Annotated in this window: 21 protein-coding genes; 9 read left to right on the top strand and 12 right to left on the bottom strand. The window is 62.9% G+C overall.

What is annotated here, in order from left to right:
- The first annotated feature begins 143 nt into the window (after positions 1–143).
- Complete coding sequence (locus HF916_RS30100; RefSeq protein WP_168792545.1) at positions 144–1,421, top strand: amino acid deaminase; 1,278 nt, start codon at positions 144–146, stop codon at positions 1,419–1,421.
- A gap of 128 nt (positions 1,422–1,549) precedes the next feature.
- On the opposite strand, the gene HF916_RS30095 is transcribed toward HF916_RS30100, so the two are convergent.
- Positions 1,550–2,062: a MarR family winged helix-turn-helix transcriptional regulator gene (locus tag HF916_RS30095; RefSeq protein WP_168792544.1), complete on the bottom strand. Its 513-nt coding sequence runs from the start codon at positions 2,060–2,062 to the stop codon at positions 1,550–1,552.
- Between the two features lie 30 nt (positions 2,063–2,092).
- Complete coding sequence (locus HF916_RS30090) at positions 2,093–3,688, bottom strand: MDR family MFS transporter (protein WP_168792543.1); 1,596 nt, start codon at positions 3,686–3,688, stop codon at positions 2,093–2,095.
- A gap of 139 nt (positions 3,689–3,827) precedes the next feature.
- Between HF916_RS30090 and HF916_RS30085 the strand changes: the two genes are divergently transcribed.
- Positions 3,828–4,670: an EcsC family protein gene (locus HF916_RS30085; RefSeq protein WP_168795695.1), complete on the top strand. Its 843-nt coding sequence runs from the start codon at positions 3,828–3,830 to the stop codon at positions 4,668–4,670.
- Here the strand turns inward: HF916_RS30085 and HF916_RS30080 are convergent.
- From HF916_RS30080 to HF916_RS30045, 8 genes are all read right to left on the bottom strand, one after another.
- Positions 4,640–5,596: an alpha/beta hydrolase gene (locus HF916_RS30080; RefSeq protein ID WP_168792542.1), complete on the bottom strand. Its 957-nt coding sequence runs from the start codon at positions 5,594–5,596 to the stop codon at positions 4,640–4,642. The genes HF916_RS30085 and HF916_RS30080 overlap by 31 nt on opposite strands.
- A 117-nt stretch (positions 5,597–5,713) precedes the next feature.
- On the bottom strand, positions 5,714–6,148 hold the full coding sequence (locus tag HF916_RS30075) for a CHRD domain-containing protein (RefSeq protein ID WP_168792541.1): 435 nt from the start codon (positions 6,146–6,148) through the stop codon (positions 5,714–5,716).
- Between the two features lie 489 nt (positions 6,149–6,637).
- Positions 6,638–11,080 (bottom strand): ATP-binding protein, encoded by a 4,443-nt coding sequence (locus HF916_RS30070; RefSeq protein ID WP_206002052.1) that lies wholly within the window; start codon positions 11,078–11,080, stop codon positions 6,638–6,640.
- A 54-nt stretch (positions 11,081–11,134) separates the two neighbouring features.
- A complete protein-coding gene (gene aqpZ / locus HF916_RS30065; protein WP_168792539.1) occupies positions 11,135–11,878 on the bottom strand; it encodes an aquaporin Z in 744 nt (247 codons plus the stop codon).
- Positions 11,879–12,134: 256 nt separating this feature from the next.
- Positions 12,135–12,779: a response regulator transcription factor gene (locus HF916_RS30060; RefSeq protein ID WP_168792538.1), complete on the bottom strand. Its 645-nt coding sequence runs from the start codon at positions 12,777–12,779 to the stop codon at positions 12,135–12,137.
- 118 nt (positions 12,780–12,897) lie between these two features.
- Positions 12,898–13,587 (bottom strand): response regulator transcription factor, encoded by a 690-nt coding sequence (locus HF916_RS30055; protein ID WP_168792537.1) that lies wholly within the window; start codon positions 13,585–13,587, stop codon positions 12,898–12,900.
- A gap of 152 nt (positions 13,588–13,739) precedes the next feature.
- A complete protein-coding gene (locus HF916_RS30050; protein ID WP_206002016.1) occupies positions 13,740–14,432 on the bottom strand; it encodes a response regulator transcription factor in 693 nt (230 codons plus the stop codon).
- 336 nt (positions 14,433–14,768) lie between these two features.
- On the bottom strand, positions 14,769–16,085 hold the full coding sequence (locus HF916_RS30045; protein ID WP_168792536.1) for an MFS transporter: 1,317 nt from the start codon (positions 16,083–16,085) through the stop codon (positions 14,769–14,771).
- 95 nt (positions 16,086–16,180) lie between these two features.
- Here HF916_RS30045 and HF916_RS30040 point away from each other — a divergent pair, with 95 nt between their 5' ends.
- Complete coding sequence (locus HF916_RS30040; RefSeq protein ID WP_168792535.1) at positions 16,181–17,068, top strand: LysR family transcriptional regulator; 888 nt, start codon at positions 16,181–16,183, stop codon at positions 17,066–17,068.
- 167 nt (positions 17,069–17,235) lie between these two features.
- Here the strand turns inward: HF916_RS30040 and HF916_RS30035 are convergent, their stop codons facing one another.
- A complete protein-coding gene (locus HF916_RS30035; RefSeq protein ID WP_168792534.1) occupies positions 17,236–17,466 on the bottom strand; it encodes a hypothetical protein in 231 nt (76 codons plus the stop codon).
- A gap of 89 nt (positions 17,467–17,555) precedes the next feature.
- Here HF916_RS30035 and HF916_RS30030 point away from each other — a divergent pair, with 89 nt between their 5' ends.
- From HF916_RS30030 to HF916_RS30005, 6 genes are read left to right on the top strand one after another with little or no spacing between them, the layout of a single operon-like run.
- Positions 17,556–18,269: a c-type cytochrome gene (locus HF916_RS30030; RefSeq protein WP_168792533.1), complete on the top strand. Its 714-nt coding sequence runs from the start codon at positions 17,556–17,558 to the stop codon at positions 18,267–18,269.
- Positions 18,266–19,657, top strand: a complete 1,392-nt coding sequence (locus tag HF916_RS30025; RefSeq protein ID WP_168792532.1) for a c-type cytochrome — start codon at positions 18,266–18,268, stop codon at positions 19,655–19,657. The genes HF916_RS30030 and HF916_RS30025 overlap by 4 nt, the downstream gene beginning before the upstream one ends.
- Positions 19,658–19,681: 24 nt before the next feature.
- Positions 19,682–19,858 carry a hypothetical protein gene (locus HF916_RS30020; RefSeq protein ID WP_168792531.1) on the top strand — a complete coding sequence of 59 codons (177 nt, stop codon included), beginning with the start codon at positions 19,682–19,684 and terminating at the stop codon, positions 19,856–19,858.
- Positions 19,859–19,860: 2 nt separating this feature from the next.
- Positions 19,861–20,433, top strand: coding sequence for a cytochrome C oxidase subunit II (locus HF916_RS30015; RefSeq protein ID WP_168792530.1), 573 nt, complete (start codon positions 19,861–19,863; stop codon positions 20,431–20,433).
- Entirely contained in the window at positions 20,420–22,045 is a 1,626-nt protein-coding gene (locus HF916_RS30010; RefSeq protein WP_168792529.1) for a b(o/a)3-type cytochrome-c oxidase subunit 1, read from the top strand. The genes HF916_RS30015 and HF916_RS30010 overlap by 14 nt, the downstream gene beginning before the upstream one ends.
- The gene (locus HF916_RS30005; RefSeq protein ID WP_168792528.1) at positions 22,042–22,851 is read left to right on the top strand and encodes a c-type cytochrome; all 810 of its coding nucleotides are present in this window, start codon (positions 22,042–22,044) and stop codon (positions 22,849–22,851) included. The genes HF916_RS30010 and HF916_RS30005 overlap by 4 nt, the downstream gene beginning before the upstream one ends.
- Before the next feature lie 163 nt (positions 22,852–23,014).
- Here HF916_RS30005 and HF916_RS30000 read toward each other — a convergent pair whose 3' ends face one another.
- The gene (locus HF916_RS30000) at positions 23,015–24,664 is read right to left on the bottom strand and encodes a methyl-accepting chemotaxis protein (RefSeq protein WP_168792527.1); all 1,650 of its coding nucleotides are present in this window, start codon (positions 24,662–24,664) and stop codon (positions 23,015–23,017) included.
- Between the last annotated feature and the right edge of the window lie 206 nt (positions 24,665–24,870).

Here is a 24,870-nt window from a genome sequence, read left to right as displayed (position 1 = left end):
AGACTGTGGGAGGCCGCGCGAAGGCTGACAATCCGCCTTCGACAAGCCGTGGTACTAAATAACATTTCTCCATCCATCGTACTTTCGGTAACATGGTAAAGTCAACTTTGATTCAATTTAACTGGACGATGGAGCAAGGAGACATGAAAGTTACAAACTATCAGGGCGCAACGATTGATCCTTATAGCAAGGGCTTAGGCATGGTTCCGGGCACCAGCATCCAACTCACGGATGCCCCGCGCCTCGAGTGGAACCTGCTGAACGAAGACGTGAGCCTGCCGGCCGCCGTGCTGTACGCGGACCGGGTGGAGCACAACCTCAAGTGGATGCAGGCATTCGTCGCGGAATACGGCGTCAAACTCGCGCCGCACGGCAAGACGACGATGGCCCCGCAGCTGTTTCGCCGTCAGCTCGAAAACGGCGCGTGGGGCATCACGCTCGCCACCGCGCATCAGGTGCGCGCGGCTTATCACGGCGGCGTCTCGCGCATTCTCATGGCCAACCAGCTGGTCGGCCGTCACAACATGATGATGGTCGCCGAGTTGCTGAGCGATCCGGATTTCGAATTCTTCTGTCTGGTCGATTCGGTCGAAGGCGTCGAGCAGTTGGGCGAGTTTTTCAAGTCGGTGAACAAACGGCTGCAAGTGCTGCTCGAACTCGGCGTGCCGGGCGGCCGCACGGGCGTGCGCGACGCGGTGCAGCGCAATGCGGTGCTCGAGGCGATTGCACGCTATCCGGACACGTTGAAGCTCGCCGGCGTCGAGTTGTATGAAGGCGTGCTCAAGGAAGAACAGGAAGTGCGCGAGTTCCTGCAAAGCGCGGTCGCGGTCACGCGCGAACTCGTCGAGCAAGGGCGGTTTGCGCGTACACCGGCGGTGTTGTCAGGCGCGGGTTCGGCCTGGTACGACGTGGTCGCGGAAGAATTCGTGAAGGCGTCGGAGACTGGCAAGGTCGAGGTCGTGTTGCGCCCCGGCTGCTATCTGACGCACGACGTCGGCATCTATCGCAAGGCGCAGACGGACATCTTCAAGCGGAATCCGGTCGCGAAGAAAATGGGCGAAGGGCTGCTTCCTGCGCTGCAATTGTGGGCGTATGTGCAGTCGATTCCCGAGCCGGATCGCGCGATCATCGGTCTCGGCAAACGTGATTCCGCATTCGATGCCGGCATGCCGGAAGCGGCGCGCCACTATCGTCCGGGCAACGAAGCGCCACGCGATATTGCGGCGAGCGAAGGCTGGGAGATTTTCGGCTTGATGGATCAGCATGCGTATCTGCGGATTCCGGCAGGCGCTGACCTGAAAGTGGGCGACATGATTGCGTTCGACATCTCGCATCCGTGCCTGACGTTCGACAAGTGGCGTCAGGTGTTGGTGGTCGACCCGGCGTATCGCGTGACGGAAGTGATCGAAACGTTCTTCTGATGGGTGTTGCGAACGGCGCGTTCTCAGGCAACGGGGCGCGCCTTTTGTGGTGTTGCGGAACGCGTGGTTTTTCGCGCCGCTCCGCCGAGCTGAATATGCTCAGCCGCGTCTCAGCCGCATCCAGCAAGTCACGGCTGACGCGGCGCTTCGCTGCCCACTGTCTCGGGCGTCTGAGCGGCAACCTCGCCGGCTGCTCCCGCTGCGTTAGCCGTCGCCGCCACTTCGCTGATCCTCGCCTCCAGCATCTTCAACGCACCCGACAATGCGCTCAGCGCTTCGTCCGGCAGCACGGCGATCGTGTTGTGCAGAAACGCGTTGCGACGCGGCAAGCTGGCTTCAGTCGCCGACTGCCCCGCTTCGGTCAGCCGCACATTGGTCACGCGGTTGTCGCGCGTATCCATGCTGCGAGCAATCCAGCCCAAACTTTCCAGCGTTTTCAACTGCCGTGTCAGCGCGCCCGGATCGACGCGCAAGCGCTCCACCAGCCGCTTCTGCGACGATTCTCCGGCCTGGTCGTGCAGCGCGAGCAGAATGCGCCAGCGCGGCAACGGATGGCCGACGTGCGCCTCGAAGGCCGACATGAACGCCCGATATGTGCGGCCGAATTGCTGCATGACGGCGACGCGGTCCTGTTCTTCCATGATCTGTCTGTAAAACGGTAAGTCTAAAAATCAATCCGCGTGAATCACGGGCTCGAGCTTGCGCTGGAGTTTGATCAGCGGCACTCGGCGGCTTTGCCACACCGATACCACGGCGATGATCGCCGCCATCGCGAGACCCAGATGAATCGCGGCCACGAGCGATTCACGCGCGCTCTCAAGCAGCATCGCGCCGTTATGGCCCGCATGCGTCAACTGGCCGAGCAAGGTGGCTTGCGCGTCGCGATTGATGAGGATCTGCGGGTCGCCGAGATCGGCGAACCACTGCGAAGCGTGGTTGTTGTCCAAGGCGCTGCGCACGCCGCTCGCGTACATGTGGCTGACCAGCGTGCCGGTGAGCGCGGTGCCCACCATGCCGCCGATCATCCGCAGCGACTGCAGCAGCGCCGTGGCGATACCGAGGTGTTCGCGGCCTGCGGTTTGCTGCGCGAAGATCGTCAGGTTCGGCATCACGAAACCGAGTCCCAATCCGCCGATCACCATGAATGACATCAGCAGCCATTGCGGCATGGCCCGCGTCGCGACAACCACGCCCAGGCACGCCAGCGCGAACAGCGAGAAACCGATATACAGCATCAGATTCGGATTGCGCACGCGTGAGACGATGCGCCCATTGGCGATACTGCCGACCGTGATGAACACGACCAACGGCGTGATGACAAGCCCCGCTTCTTTCGGCGACATGCCAAAGCCACCCTGGAACAGCAACGGTGCATAGAACAGCAACGAGAACATCGAAAAGCCACCCAGCACGGCGAGCGTGAAGAGCGCGGCGAGACTGCGGTTGCGGAACATGTCGACCGGCAGGATCGCCGTCGGGCAGCGCTTTTCCCACTGCCACAACGCGTAAGCCGACGCGACGCTCAGCGCGAGCAACGCGGCCGCGCTCAAGGTCACGCCATGCTTCGGCAGCAACTCGACAAACAGTTGCAGCGAGCCGAGCGCCACGGCAATCAGCACGGCGCCGGGCCAGTCGAGCCGCATCTTGCCTTCATGCTCGACATGACGCAGATGCGGCAAGAAGCGCCAGACAAAAAACAGCGAGAGCAGACCAACCGGCAGGTTCACATAGAAAACCGAGCGCCAGCCGTAATACTGCGTGAGGAAACCGCCGAGCGACGGCCCCACCGCGTTTGCAATACCGAACGCCGAACTCATCAGTACTTGCCAGCGCAGACGCACGACCGAGTCGGGAAACAGATCAGGAATGCACGCGAATGCCGTGCCGACCAGCATGCCGCCGCCAATGCCCTGCAAGCCGCGCGCGAGCACGAGGAACAGCATGTTGTTGGCCGCGCCGCACAGCACCGAGGCAGCGGTGAAGACGACAATCGACGCGATCACGAACGGCTTGCGCCCGTAGTAATCGCCAAGCCGGCCGAAAATTGGCACGGTGATCACCGAGGTCAGCAGATACGACGTGGCGACCCACGCGTACAACTCGAAACCCTTGAGTTCGGCGACGATCGTGGGCAACGCGGTGCCGACCACGGTCTGGTCGAGTGCGACCAGCATCGTGACGAAGGAGATACCGAGCATCGCCAGAAGCGATTCGCGGAACGGTAAAACTTGCCCACTCGAGTGGTGGGCCGCAGTATGGACAGCCATTTTTGATGGAGCAACAGTTGACATGTCAAACGATTGGGAATCATACCACGCAGTGACGCTCTAAGCGGGACAAGCCGCTGCGGTTAGCCGCACCGGCAATCGACTGAAGAATGGATATCACATGACGCCAGGGAGGCACATGGAGCCGAGTTCGCTCGCAACACAATCGTTATCGGACGACGACCTGAAGGCGCTACGCCACGCGAAACACGAACTGGAGAGCCCCGCTCTGGCGATGAAGCTGGCAAGCATCGTTGGCGCGCCGCTGGAGAAACTGCTCTCGCGCATGCCGGCGTTCGCCAACGAAAAAGTCACCGACGCGACGGAGTTGGCCCTGCGCAAGTGTCTGTCGATCGCGCTGCGCACGCTGGGGCGGCAGGACGGCGCGACGCCGCTGGCGGTGCCCGACAAGCCGAGCAACTTGCTGCACAAGTTTGCCGTGGCGACCACCGGCGCGGCCGGCGGCGCATTCGGACTGTTCGCGCTGCCCGTCGAGTTGCCGGTCACGACCACGCTGATGTTCCGCTCGATCTGCGATATCGCGCGCAGCGAGGGCGAGGATCTGACGTCGATCGACACGCAGCTGCAATGTCTGACGGTGCTCGGCATGGGCGGCACGTCGAAAGCCGACGACGACGCCGACTACGGCTACTTCATCATGCGCGGCGCGCTCGCGCAGGCGGTGTCGAAAGCGTCATCCGAAATCGCCACCAAGGGCTTCACCGCGCACGGCTCCGCGGCCTTGTTGCGCCTGCTCAACACGATCGCCGCGCGCTTCTCCGTGCAGGTGAGCGAACAGATCGCCGCGAAGTCGATTCCGGCGATCGGCGCGGTGCTCGGCGCGATGGTCAATACGGTTTTCATCGACCACTTCCAGCAGGTCGCGCACGGCCACTTCACCGTGCGCCGGCTGGAACGGCAGTACGGCCAGGCTTCGGTCGAGGCGGCCTATCAGACGATCGACATCGCGCTCGACGGCTGAGTCGCGCGGCCTGTCACGCGCCGCACGAAGGCGGCGGCGCGGTCGAGCGCGCGATTTCCCTCGGGGATGAACGGTGCGAAGATCGGCCAGACGTGCGGCATCTTGTTCCACACCTCGAGATCGCAGTCGACGCCCGCCGCGCGCGCGTTGTCGGCCACGCGCCGCGAGTCGTCGAGCAATACCTCGGTGCTGCCAGCCATGATGAAGAGCGGCGGCAAGCCGTGCAGGTCGGCATAGACCGGAGAAGCGTAGGGATGCGTGGCCGGCGTGTCGCCGAGATAGACTTTCCCCGCCAGGGCGATCGCCGTGCCGCTGAACATGGGATCGAGACCGTCGTTGGTGCGGATGCTGGCGCCGGTCGCGGCCAGATCGGTCCACGGCGAGAACAGCAGGCCGCCTGCCGGCATGGGATCGCCCGCGTCGCGCAGCGCCACCAGCGTGGCGAGCGCAAGACCGCCGCCCGCTGAATCGCCCGCTATGACAATCGACTCCGGCGCGATACCGTCGGCGATCAACTGACGGTAGGCCGCGACCGCGTCGTCGAGCGCCGCCGGAAAGCGGTGCTCGGGCGCGAGACGGTAGTCGAGGGAAAAAACCGGTGCATCGGCGCGCGTCGCCAGACCGAACACGATCGAACGATGCGTACGCGGTGAACAGAAGTAATAGCCACCGCCGTGGCAATACAGGACGGTCGGTCCGGCGCGTGTGGCTGGCGCACGGTCGACGCGCTCGATCCACTCGCCGCGCAACGGCGTGTCGTCCGCGCCGTAGAGCTCACGCAGACGCCAGCCGCCCGGCAGCCGCGGCGACCAGACGCGCTTAGCGGTCAGCGCGCGCGCTCTTTCGACATTGATGCGTGCCTTGAGGGTTTCCGGTCGAAACTGCCTACGCAGGTACCAGCACGCGAGTGTGCTTTGCCAACTCATCGGGACACGCTCCTTCGATTGTGTCCTGTCATGTTACGTGCGTTCGCTGCTGCGTCGGTGGATGGCGGCTTCTAATCTCAAAAACGCCCGCACCGCCGGGTAAGGCTTTCCGCTCGCCTAGTTCGCGGGCAAAACCTGCCCGCGAATTTCACCCATCGGGTTCTGTGCAGTATGGACGTTGAAGTACCACTGCCCCGCCATCAGATCCGTCACCTGCTGTTCGGTCAGCGCCGCCGAGCCTTTGATCGGGCTGGCGAGCGCGCCCTTGTCGATCGGCACCTGAATCTTGGCGTTCTGGCCTACTGGCGCGGGTCCGTGGAAATGCGCGGCGGTTGCCGGGCCGCTCAAGCCTTCATAGGTGACCGTCCATTGCAGGGATTTCGTCGACGTGTCGAAGGTGGCGTCCAACATGCCGTGCCCGTGGCTGACGCGAGGCGGCACTTCGCTCGAAGGCTCGAGATCCGCCTTCAGCGCCACCGTATCCGCGAAGGCGACACCCGACGCCAACGCCCACAACACCACTGCAAGATTCACTTTTCGAAGCGCAATCATGGTCTTCTCCGGACTTGATGCACCGCCGCACCGACACTCGGCCGCGCGCGAAGCCACCACATACTAGTGCAAATCCGTCGAATCTGTTTGTGCTGGAGCGCGCATGGCCGTCGCGCGTTTTTAGGTCAGTTACTTGCGCGCACTGCACGCGCCTCCGGGCGACCGAAACACGCGGCGACTTTGTAGTTGTCCGTAGCAATTCCCGACGTGTTCCGACACACAAACGTGCTCGCGATTTCGCTCCGAACGCGTCCCGGCGACGTTTTTATCGATTTCCTCAAACAGTTAATTGCGGATTTTGTAATGAATGAATCGCAATATCCCGGTTATGCTTCTGCTTGCGAGAAGTGACTCCTTCATCGAGGGAAGTCTCCAAATCTTTAACGCGGCTTCGGCCGCGTTTTTTTTCGTCTGTTTGGTCTGTTTGTCGCGCTCTCGTCCACAGAGGCGCCCTCGCTTAAATGCACTCACATGTGCGGGCGCGGCACCTTATACGAGCAAGGCGGCCTGCTGCTCGATTCCGTCAAGCATGGCATTGCACTTGTCGATTAACAACATTCCATCGTCGCGCACGCGTTCCGGCGGTTTGACGGTGATTTCGCGGTGATAGTCTTCAAGTGCCTTGAGTAGCGGTGGATATTGCAGAACGCTCGCCGCCCCCGCCACGCGATGAAGCCACTCGCGCACACGTTCCACCTCGATACGTTCGGACTCCACGCGCTCGAGCAACGGCGACAATGACTGCACGTCCTCGCGCACGGACGACACGAACGAGTCGAGCAGGGCCTTGACGGTCGATTCGCTGCCCCACAGTTGTGTCATGTGCCCGAGGTCGACCGGCACGAACGGCTCTGCGCCGCCATGCACATCCGGCACGGCGACTGCCGGCGTGCTGACGGCCTCCGAAGGCGCGGCTTGCCACGCGCTGTCGGCGCCGAACCAACGGCTCAAATAATCGCGCAGCGTGGCGAGCCGGGTCGGCTTCACGAGGCTATCGTCCATGCCCGCGTCACGGCACAGATTCAGATCTTCGGGCGCGGTGTTCGCCGTGATACCCAGAATGGGCAGGCGATAAGCGCCGCCCTGCTCGCTTTCACGAATACGCCGCGTGAGTTCGTAACCGGACACGTTCGGCATGTGGCAATCCGTGATCAGACACCCGTAACTCGTGTGCTCCAGCGCGGTCAGCGCCTCGGCGCCGTCGTTCGCCACGTCGCAGGCAAAACCGAGCAACGCGAGCTGGTGACGGATCAGCTCCTGATTGACCGGATGATCTTCTGCGACGAGGATCAGCCGGCCACTGGCGATAGCCCGCTCACGATCCGGAGGCGAAGCGCCGACTTCGGGCGTACGCGGCATACCCGCCGAGCGCGGCGCCACCGACGGCAGCCCCGTCATCGCAGCGGCACACGCGGCGCCGAGGCCGCGCCACGAAATGGGATTGATGCTGACGCGCACGTTGTCGTCGAGAATGCGGTAGCCCGTCGGCTTCGGCTTCTCGGTCAGACAGATGACGCGCGTGCGCGGCCTGATGTCCGCCGGCAAGGTCACATCTTCATTAACGAACAGCAAATCCACGTCGGCCAGTGCGGTGCGATCGCGCAATTCCGGCGCGCCAGGTGAAACACGGCGCAACTTGAGGCCAAGCGCCTCGCCGAAGTGCATCAGTGCCTGAGCAATGCGCGCGTCGCTGGTTGCCACGATTCCGCGCTTACCGCGCAAGCCATTGACGCAATATTGCTGAGTCTCGACGGGCATGGCGAGCCGCACGGTCATGCGCGTGCCACGACCCGGTTCGCTGTTTAACGTGAGCGAACCGTTCATCAGGTCGATCAGCTTCCGGCAGATCGTCAAGCCGAGGCCCGTGCCGCCAAAACGGCGTGTGGTGGACGATTCCGCCTGCACGAACGGCTCGAACAACTTAGCCTGCCCCTCCGGCGCAATACCGATGCCGGTGTCCTCGACGATCATTTCGAGCGTCTGAATGCCGTCGTTCTGCGCGACGGCAGACACACACACGTCGACCTCGCCTTGCGGCGTGAACTTGATGGCATTGCCGAGCAGGTTGAACAGAATCTGCCGCAATCGGACACTGTCGCCTCGCAGGGTGGCGGCGACGTCCGGCCCGATATCCACGCGCACTTTCAGGCCCTTTTCATGGGCGCGGCCAGCCAACAGGCCGACAGCGTTGTCCACCAGTTCACGTATATCGATGGCTTCGGCCTCGATGGTCAGCCGTCCCGCTTCAATTTTCGAATAGTCGAGCAAGTCGTCGAGGATCTGCAGCAGTGCGCCCGCCGACTCATGAATCATGCCCAGCATTTCGCCCTGGTCCGCGTTGAGCGGCGTGCGCTCCAGCACTTCCACGAGACCGAGCACGCCATTCATCGGCGTGCGGATTTCATGGCTCATCATGGCAAAGAAGTCGTCTTTGGCACGCGAGGCCGCTTCGGCAAGGTCGCGCGCTCGCGCAAGCTCGTCGGAGCGCGCGTGCTCCACGCTGGCGTCCACCCAGTAACCGCCCCAGACGACGCTTCCATCCGATTCGCGGCGCGGTACCAGTTCGGCTCGCGCCCATTTGATGTCCTGGTCGCCTGCGAAACGGAACTCCATGTTCACCGGCGTTTCGCAGTGCGCCGAGCGCTCGAGTTCAGCCAGCACGAACGCCCTATCCTCCTCGCACACGCGCTGGAAATCGACGTGATCGCTGCTGCTCTGCGAACCGTCTCGCACACCCAGCAGATGACGCTTGTCGCCGCCGATATACGGAAACGAATACGCGCCATCCGCGGTGCGGCGAAGTTGAAACACCACGGCCGGAAGTGAGCGCGTCACGTCGAAGAGGCGCCGCTCGGTTTCGCGCGCGCGCATTTCGGCGCGCCGGATATCAGTGATATCGACCATCGTGCCGAGCACGCAAGCCGGTTGACCGTCACTGCCGCGGCAGATACGGGTCCAGAAAAGGCCATGCCGCATGTTGCCCGCGCCGCGCTCGAACTGCAACTCCACCTGCGCAGCCTCGCCGCCGTTCAGCATCTTGCGTGTGATCTCGTCAAGGATGCGACTATTGGCCTCGCCCCATGTTCGCACCTCCAAGGTGGTTCGTCCGACGATCGCCTCGCGGCCCAATCCGCAGGCTTGCTCATAGGCTTCGTTGACTGCGATATAACGGCCATCGAGATCCTTGGCGACGAGCGGATAGGGCACCGTCTTCATCAAGGTTTCCTGGAAGTTCAGTTGCAGTTCCAGTTCCGCTTCCGTTTTCTTGCGCAGCCTGACTTCCCGTTGCAGCAACAGATAGCCGCGCAGGGTGATCAGCAGCACGACGCCGATGCCGATCAGCACCGGCAGCAGACGCACCGCGGTCACGCTCCACATGCCGGCGCCCGGTGCATTGCCGGTAACCCACTTCTGCCGGATGCGTTGCTTTTCCGCAGGCGGCATAGCCAGCAACGCACGGTCGATCAACCCCGCGAGTGGGCTCAGGTCCGGGCGTACGGCAAAGTCGAGCGCGTCGGAATCGCCAACCGCGCCGAGGATCTTGAGGACGCCGCCGTACCGTTGCTTGAGCACGATATCGACGGCGGCCACGTTCCCCACCAGAACGTCCGCCTCGCCGGACTCAACCATCTTCAGCGCGTCGTCGAGACTGGGCGCGACCACGACGTGGCCCGCCGGAATTCGCTGGAATGCGAGCGTAACCGAACCGGCAACATGCGACGAAACGACGATGCGGCGTGACGCAAAATCACTCAGCGAGCGAGCCGCAGGTTCGTCCTCTCGGCCGACGAGCACCAGCGGGTAGCTCTCATATGCGCTGGTGTGCAGTGCCTTCGTGAGGCGCGGATCGTGGCTGGAAGCAGTGGCGAGGATCGCGAGTTCACCGCGCCGAAATGCTTCGATCGTGGCGGCCCAGTCAGCCGTGCTGGCACGATTGAACACGACGCCGAGCGTGCGGCTCAGATACGTCAGATAGTCGGCGGCAATGCCCGCGGGCCGGCCGGAACCGTCGACGTAACTGAAGGGCGCCCAACTGTTATCGAAACCAACCTGCAACGGCGGCAGCGAACGAAGCCAGGCCTGCTCTTGCGGCGTCAGCGCGAGACGCGGCGCGGCGGGCACAGGCTTCGCGTCGAAGTTGCCGGATAGCCAGCGCATCCGAATCGCCGCCTCGTCTGCCGGGTTCATCGACGCGAGCGCCTGATCGAGTTGGTCTCGCAGTGCAGTCTGGTTCCGGGGCACCCCGAAGCGCAAATTGGAGGTATTGGTGTTCTCCTCGAAGGCCACTCGCAAGCCACGAAACTCGTCGGTGGACAATGCATATTGCACGGCAGTAGTGAAGCCGAGATAAACATCGGCGTCGCCCCGGATCACGGCGGCGAGTGCGTCGCGCGTGGTGGAAAACGTGATGATCTGGGCGCGTGGGAAGCGCTCGCGTGTCACACGCTCGAGCGCAAAACCTTTTTCTAGCGCGATGCGCGCGCCCGCCAACTGGGCGGGACTTCCATAACTGTTACTGTCCCGGCGTACCACGACCGACGAGGAAGAGCGGAAATAAGGCGCGGTGAAACTCAAGCACCGCTCGCGCTCGGGTGTGCGGGCAAGGCTCATCATCAGATCGACTCGTCCGGCGCATGCGGCGGCAAGCAGTTGCGGCATGTCCGGGAACGCCTTGGCTTCGATGACCACGTTCGGCCCGACGAGGGTCCGCAGATAGTCGACGCTCATGCCCGTGAGTTGACCGTCTTGCAGCGCGTCGAACGGCAGCCAACTGTTAGCGAGAACGCCGACGGTCAGTTTCGCGGGAAAATTGGCAACAACCTGCGTGTTCGAGCGATTGTCGAACGATTGGGCAACTGCGGTTGTTTGCGCGGCGACAAATAAGAACCATGCCAGTAGACACAGCGAGAGGCGTTCAAGCGCACGCCTCATTGCAACGCCCGGCACGAAATTGACGGCAGACACGATGATGGCACCGGGCGACACTCAGGCAACTTCGCCGCGCCCGTCGGCGAGCGTAGCGGCGGCGTCAGCCTTGCCGTGCAGAAACGAGAACAGCGCCCCAGCCATGACACCGCCCGACAGAGGTGCAGCCCAGAACAGCCAAAGCTGGTCCAGCGCCCAGTCGCCGACGAACAGCGCCTGGGCCGTGGAGCGGGCGGGATTGACCGAACCGTTGGTCACCGGAATCGACACCAGATAGACCAGCACCAGGCAGGCGCCGACGACCAGCGGCGCGATCGGCGCCATGTCTCGCCTGCGGGCGATCAACAGGCTTGCCATGACGAAACCGAAGGCCAGCACAAACTCGATGGCCAGCGCTGAATGCATCTGATAGTCGGCAGGAGAATGGTCGCCGAAGCCATTTGCCGCGAACTCGCTCGCGCCCAGATCGAACCCGGGACGCCCGCCCGCCACGTAAAGCAGTAGCGCGGCGGCAACGATCGCACCGAGAATCTGCGACGCAATATAGGGGAGCAGATCCCTGACCGGAAAGCGTTGCGCGACCGTGAAGCCTACGGTGACAGCGGGATTGAAATGACCACCCGACACGCCGCCGAAGCAGTAGGTGGCCGTAGCGAGGGCGAGGCCGAATGCCAGCGCCACTTCCAGCACACCGCCTGCCTGCTGGATCGCACCGACGTTCAACACGATGCTGCCGCAGCCGACGAACACCAGCCACGCCGTTCCGACACCCTCGACCAACAACCGCTTACCTAACGCATCCATGCCGCCTCCTGGTTCTGTCCGCCAGGCAGACGGCATTGCACGATTGCCGCCTCAAATCTGCCTGTATTCTCACGGCCCGGGCATCGGTCAGCTTGACGAAACGACTGCTTTCATCAGGAGAGCACGGAATAAAGCCGTAGTGAATTCAGAACTATGAGACGGCAACGTCCCGCAACCAATCAGAAGACTCCTAAATTCCTGGTTCTCCAAAATCATCTGCCGACGGCGCAATGCAATATGCCCACCGGATATCAGATCAGGTCAATCCGATCTGCCGCGCATAATCGATCAGGTCGGCTTCCGTTTCCAGCCCGAGCTTGCGCATCGCACTACGTTTTTGCGTACTGATGGTCTTGCCGCTGCGCTGCAAACGCACCGCGATCTCATGGACGGCGCGACCTTGCACATAGAGTTGGAAAACTTCCCACTCGCGTGCGCTCAGCATGCCGGCGCGCAGTTGCGGCGGCGCGTCAGCCGCTTCCATCGCAACCCGCGCGTGTTCCGACAGATAGACGCGCCCGGCAAGAGCGGCCTCGATCGCGTCGATCAATGCTGTGACCGTCTCGCGTTTATCAACGATTCCGCCTACGCCGATATGCAAAAGACCGAACAGCATGTGCGCATGGCAGATCATGGTGAGGACGACGACGCAAGGATGCGACTGGCCCCGCAACAGGCGGCGCAGAAACGATACCGCGTTGCTGCCGCCATGAATGCCCGGCATATTGATATCGGAAACGACGACGTCGCACGCGCAGGCGTCGAGCAATTCCGCCAGTCCGTGGGTGTCGGCCGCTTCGCCGACACATTCGATGTGCGGCGCGGCTTGCAACACGCGCTTGACGCCGACGCGAACGCAGTCGTGATCGTCTGCGATGATGACGCGGATCTTCTGTCTCATTTTCTATTGTCTTATCGATTGGCATGCCCTGAACACGGTGTGCTTCCCCGGGCGATGCCAACACATCTTCTATTCGTCGCGCGACGGCGCGACACGTCACTGACTTATCACCGGCTCATCACCGCTTCGGTATGCGCTCCTCAGGAATCACACCGTACTCGACGGCGAAACGAAACAGCTCCGCGTCGCTGTGCAGGGCGAGCTTGCGCATGGCCGTGCACTTCTGCGCGCTGATCGTTTTGACGCTGCGCTCCAAACGCGCGGCGATCTCAGTCACGCCGTACCCTGACGCATACTGGGTGAACACCTCGAGTTCGCGGCGCGAGAGAATCTTCCGGACATAATCGAGCCGCTGGGTCGCCGTTGCGTCGGCGATCAATGCGCGCACCGCGGGGCCGACATAGCACTCGCGTGCCAGCGCCGTGATGACGGCCACGTGAATCAGGTCGATCCGGTCTCGCTTGCTCACCAGTCCCTCGACGCCGAGCGAAATTACCTTTTGAAGTTCGACCGCCTCGGTTTCCATGGTGAGCACGACGAGCGCGATGCCGGGGTACCGCGTCTTGAACTGCCTGACGACTTCCAGTCCGCTGCCATCCGAACCGCCCGGCATGTAGAGGTCCATGAGCACCAGGTCGCATGAACCGCGATCGATTTCCGCGAAGAGTTCGGTGGCGTCGGCTGCACGGCCGACGATTTCCATATTCGGATAGCCGCTCATCAGGTTTTCGATCGCCAGCAGCACCAGTGGATGATCGTCCGCGATGATGGCGCGAACGGGTCTGCTTACCTCAGCGGTGTCGCGCATCTTCTATTTCTCCTCCGTACCTAAATTGACTGCCGCCCTCGTCGAACAAATCAGCTCTTCTCGCGATCATTAAATATTTCTCCGAGAATAAACATAAGATCGCTCCGAAACAACCTCAGTTAATTAAAAAAATAAATTGCTTAGATATGCCATTAAAAATTAAGAATCCCATAAGCGCGCACGTAAGAGAAAAGACCGGGATCGTTCGTGACGCCGAGCTTGGCCATCGCCTCGCGTTTTTGCCGCGTGACCGTGCGGCGATCGCAGCCGAGCGCTGCCGCAATGTCCGAGATCGACTGGCCACTTACCAGCAGCCTGACGACCTCAACTTGTTTGCCCGTCAAACGCGGCGCCGGCGGTCGCTCACACTCGAGTTCCTGCGGATGCGCTAGCGCTTCGATGATGGAACGGCCGAGGTACGCCTGACCCTGTCGAGCCGCCACGATCGCCTGCCAGAGCTCGTCCATCGACTCCGCCTTGCCGACCATGCTTACGGCGCCATCCGACACAATGGCGCGAAGGATCGCGGGGTTTGTCAGAGTTGTCATCACCACGACGCGCAATTGCGGCCAGCCACTGCGGATTCGTCGCACGAGATTAAGTCCGTCGTCGACGGCGAATGAATGTTCCGGCATCGCGAGATCGGTGACGAGCACATCACAGGGCGTGCTCCGTAGGCGTTCGATCAGCGAAACAGGATTCGTCGCCTCATCGACGACGGTGACGCCGGTCTGCATTTCCAGTGCGGCGCGGATGCCAAGGAGAACGAATGGATGATCGTCCGCCAGGATAATTCGAAGATTCACCATGATTTTCTCTCGTTTGTTGTAGGAGTGAATGCGCATACGCAGAAAAATCTGAACGACTTTACGTCTGCTTTAACGGCCCCTCGACAACGCACAGCGCGCCAAGGCAGCCATAAAATCACCGCTACAACTCCTCGAAAATCGGAGTGCTCCGAATCCTGCAGAGAAACTAATAGTCCATTGCGGATCTATCAGAAAAAGAAAACTTAATTACGCGAAATGAATATTTCGACTTTTTTGAGCGGCGCATTTTTCGGCGGAAATCCAGCGAGTCGACTACTCGCCGCTGAAGTTCCGACGCGCCGCCTCGCCCAACCGCTTGAGAAACCCGCCGCGCCCGCCCTTAGCATTGCCAACAACGGGCGCTGCGGTTCATCAAGTTGCGTCGCAAGCGCGCGCCGTCCTCACCTTGGCTTCATGCGCCGCGCGCGGGAACACCGGTAACGCGATCAATGCGCATACGCTGGCCACGGCCCACACCATCGGCCACGAGCCTACCGACAACAGCGGCGGAATCGCCAGCGGCGTCACAAATAGCGTGAGAAACACACAGGTGTTGCCGATCGCCAGCGCGGTGCCCGCGCGGTTCGTCCCTGCGAGCGTGGCGAGTTCCGTGAAGGCCACGCCGTGCCATGCGGACGCGCTCACGCCGCCCACCACGACCATCAGCGCGAATACCGCCGTCATCGCCGTGTGATGCATGCCGGCGAGACCCGTCAGCAGCGCGAGCGAAGCGAACAGCACCGCCGTCAGCAGACTACAGGCGCGCATGTAGGCCCGGCGATTGCCGCGCCGGTCGGTCCAACCGCCGCTCCAGACCCGCGCGATCGCAGCACCCGTTTGAACCGCGGCCATCGTCACGCTGATCGCCAGCACGCCGGCGCGGCTGAAATCGTGAAGAAACACGGTCCCGAACGTTACAACGGCGAGTTGCGGCACGCACAGCGCGCCGGCGCCGAGCGCCACGCGCCAGATGCCGATGTCGCGCAACGGCGAGACCTTGGCGGGCACGCCGGCTGCCGCCGCCGTGTCACGGACTTCACGGGCGCCGTCCGCCTCGGCATGAGAAGGTTCGTGCAGCCAGCGCCACGCGAACGCGGCAGTGATCGCGCAGGCGAGCGCCAGCACGCTATAGGCGCTCGCGAAGCCGAAGCGCGACGCGAGCAGCGGCAGCAGCAATGCGCCAAGGCCGCCGCCCGCGGGCACGGCGGTCTGGCGAATACTCATGGCCAGGCCGCGCTCACCCTCGCGAAACCAGGCCATCACCGCGCGACCGCTCGAACCGTTGACGCTGCCGCCGAGCAGTCCGACCAGCAACAGGCCGAGCGCGAGCATCGTCACGCTCGGCACGTGCGCACCGGACGGCACGACGAACAGCGCCAGTCCGGCCAGCGCGGCCGCGGTCGAAAGCAGTCCGAGCAGCAGGACGCGCCGGTCGCCCCAGCGGTCGGTCAGCAGCCCCCACGGCAATTCGCTGACCGCGATACCGAGGCCAAGCATGCCAAGCACGAGGCCCAACCCGTCATTGCCCAGGTGATACCCCGAGCGCAAGAAAACCGCTGTCGTCGGAATCCCCGAGAACGCTGCCGAAAAACTCGCGTTCGCGGCGAACCCGACGCCCAGCACTTTCCATCGATGACTTGCCGTTCGCCCGCCGGATAACCCTAAGCCCGTAATTGATTCGCTTCCCATGACACCCTCCGCAAAGAATCTGGGGGTATCCTACGGCTGAGGCTTCCATCGGAAAAGCCGGAAATTCAGATAACTTCCATCGGATATACCGAATCATGAGCCAACGTGGATTTGACCTGACGCAGTTGCGGACCTTCGTCGCCGTCGCCGAATCGGGCAGCGTCTCGGCGGGCGCGGAGCGGGTATTCCTGTCGCAGTCCTCGGTCAGCGAGCAATTGAAGAAACTGGAGGAGCGCGCCGGCCAGCCGCTGTTCGTCCGCAGCAAACAGGGCGTGAGCGCCACGCCGGCCGGCAGCCGGCTGCTCGACCACGCGCGGCGCATCATCGCAATGAGCGAAGCCGCGTTCGAAGACCTGCAAGGCCGCTCGCTCGACGGCGAGTTGCGCATCGCCATCACGGACTACTACCGTCCGCACGACATCGCGCGCATTCTCAAAACGTTCTCGGAACAGCACCCGCGCCTGAAACTGCACGTCACTGTGCTGCCGAGCGCGGTGATCGACAGCAATGCGGGCGACGATGCGTCGTTCGACATCGGGCTCTCGCTGCGGCTCGTCACGGACAATACGCGCGCTGCAGGCCGGCGCACGGGCGCGCAAAGCACGGTTGTGCGGCGCGAAAAACTGCTGTGGGTCAGCGCGGCCGATTCAGGTCCGCGGCCGGCCACGCCCTATCCACTCGTGTTGCTGCCGTCGAGCTGCCAGTTGCAGCGCTTCGTTGTAAAGCTGCTGGACGAGCACAAAGTGCCGTATGTGGTGTCGCACTCCGCATCAGGCGTCGCCGGCTTGCAACTCGCGCTGAAGGCCGGGCTCGGCATTTCCTGCCTGAACGAATCGTCGATTGGCGGCGGTGTCGTGGCCTGTCCGGCGAGCGTGGGCTTGCCCGCGTTGCCCGCCGTCGAGTTTCATCTGTTGCCTGGGCGAATCGGCGAAACCGAACTCGTCAGCAATGCTCGCACGGCCTTGATGGCGCTTTTCCGTTGACTCATGGACGATGGGCTCACGCCGTCTCGCAGAAGCCCGCGGCTCATCATCAAACAATCACATTCGCGCGATAACGTCGGCGGACGGGCGAACCGCACTGGAAATGTTGAAAGCCCTCTACTCGACGCCTATCATGATCAGGTGTCCCGTCGAATGAGCTTTGTTTGCTATTGACGCGTCGACTGAATTCCTGCAACCTCGTACGCGCTGCTGAACGTTTCAAGCGTTAATTCGCGCAGCCCGAAGCCGCCACCCGCCGGCGCATTCAGGCCGATCATTGTTTTTAGCAAAGCAATCGCATCGCCGTAGCAAATGATCACTCGCCGTCCAGAATAAGTCCGTTCCGATTTGCTGTTCTTGCCGTCGTTATACAAGAAAAATACCGGCAGAGTTGACATAGGTCATCTGTCGGCTTCGCAAGCGAATCCACGTGCGAATGCGCGAGAGATAATCGAGAACAAAGAACGTTCCCCAATCGAGGCCTGGCGTGCATCGTCGAACTATCGGATCGTCGGTTCTGTTTGTGCTTTACGTCATGTGGAGCGGCGTGGTGCTCGCCGCCGACGCGTCCGGCGCCATGCCCTCGGCTATGGACGAGCGCGTGCGCGCCTGCACCTCATGTCATGGCGTGCAGGGCCAAGGCCTGAACAACGATTACTTCCCGCGAATTGCCGGCAAACCGGCCGACTATCTGTTCAATCAGTTGACCGCGTTCCGTGACGGCGGCCGCACCTATCCGCCGATGGGCTATCTGCTCGCCTTCCTGCCCGACGACTATCTGCGCAAGATCAGCCAGTATTTCGCCGATCTGCAACCGCCTTATCCCAACGCCGATACCAGCGCCGTGGCACCCACCGTGCTCGCTGCCGGACAGCGACTCGTCACGCAGGGCGACCCGGCCCGCAAGATACCCGCATGCATTGCGTGCCATGGCGCACGCATGACCGGCACGCAACCTGGCATTCCCGGTCTGCTCGGTCTGCACGCGAGTTATATCGCCGGACAGATGGGCACCTGGCGCTCCGGCACGCGGCACGCGCTCGCGCCGGACTGCATGCATTCGATCGCCGTCAAGCTGACCGACAAGGACATCACCGCGGTATCGAGCTGGCTTGCGCGCCAGCCGCGTCCGGCCGATCCGCGGCCCGCGGCGGCGTCCGCGGAACGGCTGCCTCTCGCCTGCGGGAGCCAACCGCAATGAAGCCGACATTTCGCTCTCCGGGCGCTCTTCGCACATTGCGCGCCGCGTTGGCCACCATGATGAAGCGCCGTCGCGGACCGGCATCGCTCGTATCGGGTCTGCTGGTTGGCGGCCTGATCGTGGCCGGCAGCGCCGCGCTTCTGCGTGCATGGCCTACGCCTCTGCTGATCGCCGAAGCACGCGCCGCCGAGACCACCTCAGCGTCCGCGCCGGGCGGCAACGCCGACACGCGGCCCGAAATCGTCAAACGCGGCGAGTATCTCGCGCGTGCAGGCGACTGCGTCGCCTGCCACACGGCGCCGCGCGGCAAACTGTTCGCCGGCGGCCTCGCGATGGAAACGCCGTTCGGCACGCTGTATTCACCGAACATCACGCCGGACGCGCAATACGGGATCGGCACCTGGAGCCAGGACGCGTTCTTCAAGATGATGCGCACCGGCCGCACGCCGGACGGCAAGCTGATCTACCCGGCCATGCCGATCGCGCAATACACCAAGGTCACGCGCGAAGACTCAGACGCGATCTTCGCCTATCTGAAAACCGTCGCGCCGGTGCGCCAGTCGAATCACAAGCACACGCTGCGCTTTCCGTTCAATCAGCGCGAATTGCTGTACGGCTGGCGCACGCTGTATTTCCGCGAGGGTGAGTTCCAGGCCGATCCGACCAAATCGGTCGAGTGGAATCGCGGCGCCTATCTGGTCGAAGGACTCGGGCACTGCACGATGTGCCACACCAAGATCAACATGCTCGGCGGCTCGTCGCAGAGCGAGCAGTTCGCGGGCGGCCTGATTCCGGTGCAGAACTGGTACGCGCCGTCGCTAACCTCGGACAAGGACGGCGGCCTGGGCGACTGGAGCACTAAGGACATCGTCGATCTGCTGCAAGCGGGCATTTCCGATCGCGGCGCCGTGTACGGCCCGATGGCCGAAGTCACGTACCACAGCCTTCAGTACATGACGGAAGAAGACGTCAAGGCGATGGCCGTCTATCTCAAGACCTTGCCGGACAAGAGCGGCCGCAAGTCCGGGCCGTCGGCGCCCACCAACACCAACGTGTTCGCGCTCGGCGAAAAAATCTACGCCGACAAGTGCGCGCTCTGCCACGGCGCGAAAGGCGAAGGACAGTTGCAACACTACCCGCCGCTCGCCGGCAACCAGTCGATCGAAATGGATTCCGCGGTCAACCCGATTCGCGTCGTGCTCAACGGCGGCTTCCCGCCGGGCACCAAGCGTAATCCGGAACCGTACGGCATGCCGCCGTTCGGCCAGGAACTGAACGACACCGACGCCGCTGCCGTGGTCACCTATATCCGCACTGCGTGGGGCAATCACGGCCAGCCCGTGACATCCCGCGAGGTCAACGAGTTGCGCAAGGCGCCGTTGCATTGAAGCGCCGCATTGGAGAACTTCTAGATGGAAGCGAACGATACCCGCGGCGCGACGCCGCCGACCGATGACGAAGTGGAACGCGTCGTCGCGGCCGGCCCGCATGGCGCAATCGCCGTGGCCGGCGTCGCCACGCTGATCGTGATGGCGATCTGGTTCGGCTTCTACTTTCTCGTGTTTCTGCCGCGCGGCGTCGTTCACTGATCATGTCGACCGAATCGAATCATCAACCGGGCGGCGGCCACGCGGTCGCCTTACGCGCCGAGCGACGCTGGGCGATTTTCGCCGTCGCGCTGATCGTGCTGATGCTGGTGGTCATCGTTTACTCGGGGCTGCATTGGGCGATGATGCCGCCCTCGCGTGTCGAGACGATCGATCCGTCGCGCCTGCAACTGTCCGGCGAATTCGTCGAAGACAACCTTGGCAGCGCGGTCGAGCCGGACGGCTCGGTGGTCGTGCGCTTCATCGCGCAGCAGTATTCGTTCACGCCGCAATGCCTGCTGGTGCCCGCCGACACGCCGATCACGATCCGCACCACCAGCGCCGATGTCGTGCACGGCCTGCTCGTCACCGACACCAACATCAACACGATGGTCGTGCCCGGCTATGTCGCCACGCTCAACACGCAATTCGACGCGCCCGCCGATCACACCATGCCGTGCCACGAGTTCTGCGGCTTCGGCCACCAGACCATGTGGGCACACGTGAAAGTCATCGACAAAGCCACCTTCTTCGAGCAGGCCCGACAATCACGGAGGCTGAGCTGTGTTTCACGCTAAGCGACTCGTTCTCGCGCATTTCTGGCTGGCCTTCATCGCGTTTCTGATCGCGCTGCTGCTCGGCGCCTGGCAGATGCTGGTGCGCAGTCCGTTCCTGCCGTGGGTCGGCGATCCCGAACTCTACTATCGTTCGGTGACCGCGCACGGCTCGGTGATGGCGTACGTGATGCCCACGCTGGTGTCGATGGGCTTCGGCTACGCGATCGTCGAACTGGCTCTCGCGCAGCGTCTCGTGGGTCTCAAATGGGCGTGGGCCGCGTTCATCATGCTGGCGATCGGCGCGGTGATGGCGATGGTGCCGGTAGCGCTCGGCCAGGCCTCGGTGCTCTACACCTTCTATCCGCCGATGATCGGTAGCCCGTTCTATTACCTCGGCGTGGTGCTGGTGGTGGTCGGCTCGTGGATCTGGGTTGCGCTGATGCATGTGAACCTGCGCATCTGGAAACGCGCCAACCCCGGCAAGCCGGTTCCCCTCGCGATGTTCGCCAACGTGGCGGGCGCGTATCTGTGGGCATGGACCGCCGTCGGCGCGGCGCTGGAGATTCTGTTCCAGATCCTGCCGGTCGCGTTCGGCCTCACCAACACGATCGACGCCGGCCTCTCGCGCATCCTGTTCTCGTGGACGCTGCACGCGATCGTCTATTTCTGGCTGATTCCCGCTTATATCGCCTATTACACGCTGGTGCCGCGCGCGATCGGCGGACGGCTCTACAGCGATTCGATGGCGCGCGTGTCGTTCATCCTGTTCCTCGTCTTCGCGATGCCGATCGGCATCCACCATCTGTTCGCCGATCCGCAAGTCGGCTCCGGCTTCAAGTTCCTGCATGCCGTGTTCACCGGCATGGTGTCGGTGCCGACGCTGCTGACGGTGTTCACGATCTGCGCGTCGGTTGAAATCGCGGGCAGACTGCGCGGCGGCAAGGGCGCATTCGGCTGGCTCACCGCCCTGCCGTGGCAGAACCCGATGATGCTCGTGATCGCGTTTTCGTTCGTGATGCTTGGCTTAGGCGGCGCGGGCGGGCTGATCAACATGAGCTATCAGTTGAACGCGACCATACACAACACGCAGTGGGTGACCGGGCACTTCCATCTGATCTTCGGCGGTGCGATCGTCATCATGTACTTCGCGATTGCCTATGAGCTGTGGCCGCAACTGACAGGTCGCGCGATCGCGTCGGTGAAACTGGTGCGCACGCAACTGTGGCTGTGGTTCATCGGCATGATGGTGGTGACGCTGCCGTGGCATTACGTCGGCCTGCTCGGTGCGCCGCGCCGCATGGCCTATTACGATTACAACGCTCTCGGCTTGCAGTCTCAGGCGTTCTGGGTCGGCATGTCGGCGGTGGGCGGATTGATCCTCGTGGCGTCCGGCGTGCTGTTCATCTACATCCTCGTGAAGTCGCAATTCGGCCCGCTGGTTCAGCAGCAGACCTTCCGCTTTGCGAGCGCCGCGCAGCCGGTGGAGCACGTGCCGGCCGCGCTCAACAGCTTCGGCTTGTGGGTGGCGTTGATGATCGGACTCACGGTCGTCAACTACAGTGTGCCGATCGTGCAGTTGCTCAGATTGCCGCAGACTTCCGTGCCGGCAGTCGTCGTCGGAGCGCAGCGATGAATCAGGAACGCGTCTTCAGCTTACGCAACCCATGGTTCACAGTGAGCGTGGGCGGCACGATTGCGATTGCCGTCGTCGGGATACTGATCGGCTTCATCTGGCTACCTTCGGCGAGTAAGGCGTTCGGCGACCGCGGCTTATGGGCGACGATCTGCAGCGCCGCGGGGGCACCGTCGAGTTGGTACGGCGGCGCCAATCTCACGGGTCCGGCGCCGAGCGACGTGGTGGTCTTGCCGCCACTGCGTCGCGTGCGCGCAGACGCGAATTCGATCGGCCGCGGCGCGACGATCGCGACGCAAAATTGCTCGATGTGCCACGGCGTACTCGGCACGGTGCAGGTGACCGCGCCCGCGTTGGCCGGGCAATACGCCGACGTGGTCTACAAAGAGTTGCGCGATTACCAGAACGGCGTGCGCCAGAACGCGATCATGCAACCGATCATCGCCGCACGCAGCGATCAGGATCTGCACGATCTGGCGGCTTACTACGCGTCGCTGCCGAGAGCGCCCGCGGCGGAGACTCTGCCCACTGGCGCGGAGCCGGATGCGAACGCGGTGAAGCTTGCCATGCAGGGCGATCCGCAGCGCAATATCGCGCCTTGCGCCGCTTGCCACGGGCAACTGGATCGCAAGGGCGCGGCACCGTGGCTGGGCGGACAGTCGTCGATTTATCTCGCGGCGCAGATGCGCGCCTTTGCTTCCGGCGCGCGGCACAACGACATCAATGAACAGATGCGCAACGTAGTACGGCAAATGACGCCCGCCGAGATCGACAGCGTGGCCAAATATTATGCGGCCATGCAGTAACGGTCGCTTTGTCCGCGCGACGCGGTTTGTCGCGAAGACTCAGCACGCCGTCGCGCAAAACAACCACCGACGTTAAGCCGTCGCAAACTCGCTTACATCTGCCATCCTCGGCGCGGCTTGTCCCGCAGAGTTAACACGCCGCAGCGCAAAACAACCGCTGATACTAAGCCGCCGCAAACTCGCCTGCATCGGCCAGCTTCGGCGCGCCGACCGAACCGCCACGTCGCCCGGCAAACGAAGACGAAGACGCCGCACCGCTCCCGGTCTGGAACACCGACACGGCGGACGTCAACCGCCGCGCCTGCTCTTCCAGCGAACTCGCGGCAGCGGCAGCCTGCTCCACCAGCGCGGCATTCTGCTGCGTCACCTCGTCCATCTGCGCGACCGCGAGATTGACCTGATCGATGCCCGTGCTCTGTTCGAGCGCGGCCGCGGCGATCTCGCCCATGATCGAACTCACGCGCGCAATCGCGTCGACGATTTCGGTCATCGTCGAGCCCGAGCGTTGAACCAGTTGCGAGCCGGCCTGCACGCGCGCCGTCGATTCGTCGATCAAGCCCTTGATCTCCTTGGCCGCTGCCGCGCTACGCTGCGCGAGCGAGCGCACCTCGCTCGCCACCACCGCGAAGCCGCGTCCCTGCTCGCCGGCGCGCGCGGCTTCGACGGCAGCGTTCAGCGCCAGAATATTGGTCTGAAACGCGATCCCTTCGATCACGCCGACAATGTCGGCAATCCGCCGCGAATCGTTGACGATGCCATGCATCGTGCCCACCACCTGCTCCGTCAGATCGCCGCCTTGCGCGGCCAGCGTGGATGCGCCCTGCGCAAGCGAGCTGGCCTGCTTCGCGTTGTCCGCCGTCTGCTTGACCGTCGAGGTGAGCTGTTCGATGCTCGCCGCCGTTTCTTCGAGCGACGCGGCCTGTTCCTCGGTGCGCTGCGACAGATCGGTGTTGCCCGCAGCGATCTCGCTCACGCCGGTGTCGATGGATTCCGTGCCTTGACGCACCGAGTTCACCGTCGCGATCAGCGATTCCTGCATCTTGCGCAGCGCGGCCGCGAGACGGCCCATTTCGTTATTGCTGGCCACGACGATCTGGCCGGTCAGGTCGCCGTTGGCGATGCGCTGAAACTGCGCGATGGTGGCGTCGACCGGACGGACGATCGCGCGCACCAGCACCGCGCGGCCGATCCACGCGCCCAGCAGCGACGCGACCATACCGATCGCCACCGCGATACAGATCGCGTAGAACAGATCCTGCGCGTCCTGATAGCGTTGCGCCCCGTGATCGAGTTGCAACTGTTCGAGCGTGAGCATCGCTTTTTCGTACGCGCTGTAGAGCGACGGCAGCTTGTGTGCCTGCAATTGCTGGAAAGTCGTCTTGTCGCCGGACTTGAGCGCGGCGAGCGCCGGATCGACGCCTTCGTGCAGGAAGGTGTCGCGCTTGTCCTGCATGTCCTTGATCAGGCGCTGCTCGTCGGCGTCCGTGCTCGCGCGGCTCACATAGTGGGCCAGACGGTCGTTGGAAGCTTTCTGGTACTGATCAAAACGCGTGAGCACGGCATTCGCGCCGTCCTGATCGTTCAGGTCGACGAGCGATGCGTACGTCGCCAGCGCGAGACGCAGGCGCAGCAACTGTCCGGCGCTGCCTTCGAGGTCGGCGACGGCCGGCGTATCGACCGTATACATCTGCTGCAGCGAGGTGTTGCTCGAGCGCAGCGACAGCAAGCCGGCGGCGGCGCCGAACAGCAGCACGACGCCGAAGAACACAATCATCAGGGTAAGGCAGGTGCGAATCGACAGATTCTTCAACATCGGGCTTGTCTCCGTTGGGCTGCCTGACCGAATGTTCAGCGAAAGCCTCGGCCACGCGTGCTGCGCCCAAGCCGAGTCGGCCAGGTCCGCAACTCTTGTCTAAATTTAAGCGAACGCCACATATAAGGACTACGGCTCAATCACGAAAAACTTTATGGTTGATAGCGTATGGGCTTGCGATACATCAACATACGGGCGCATATGAA

It is taken from the genome of Paraburkholderia aromaticivorans, assembly GCF_012689525.1.
Lineage (GTDB): Bacteria > Pseudomonadota > Gammaproteobacteria > Burkholderiales > Burkholderiaceae > Paraburkholderia > Paraburkholderia aromaticivorans_A.
Note: the sequence above shows the minus strand (reverse complement) of the source record. Positions and strands in the feature narration are given on the sequence as shown.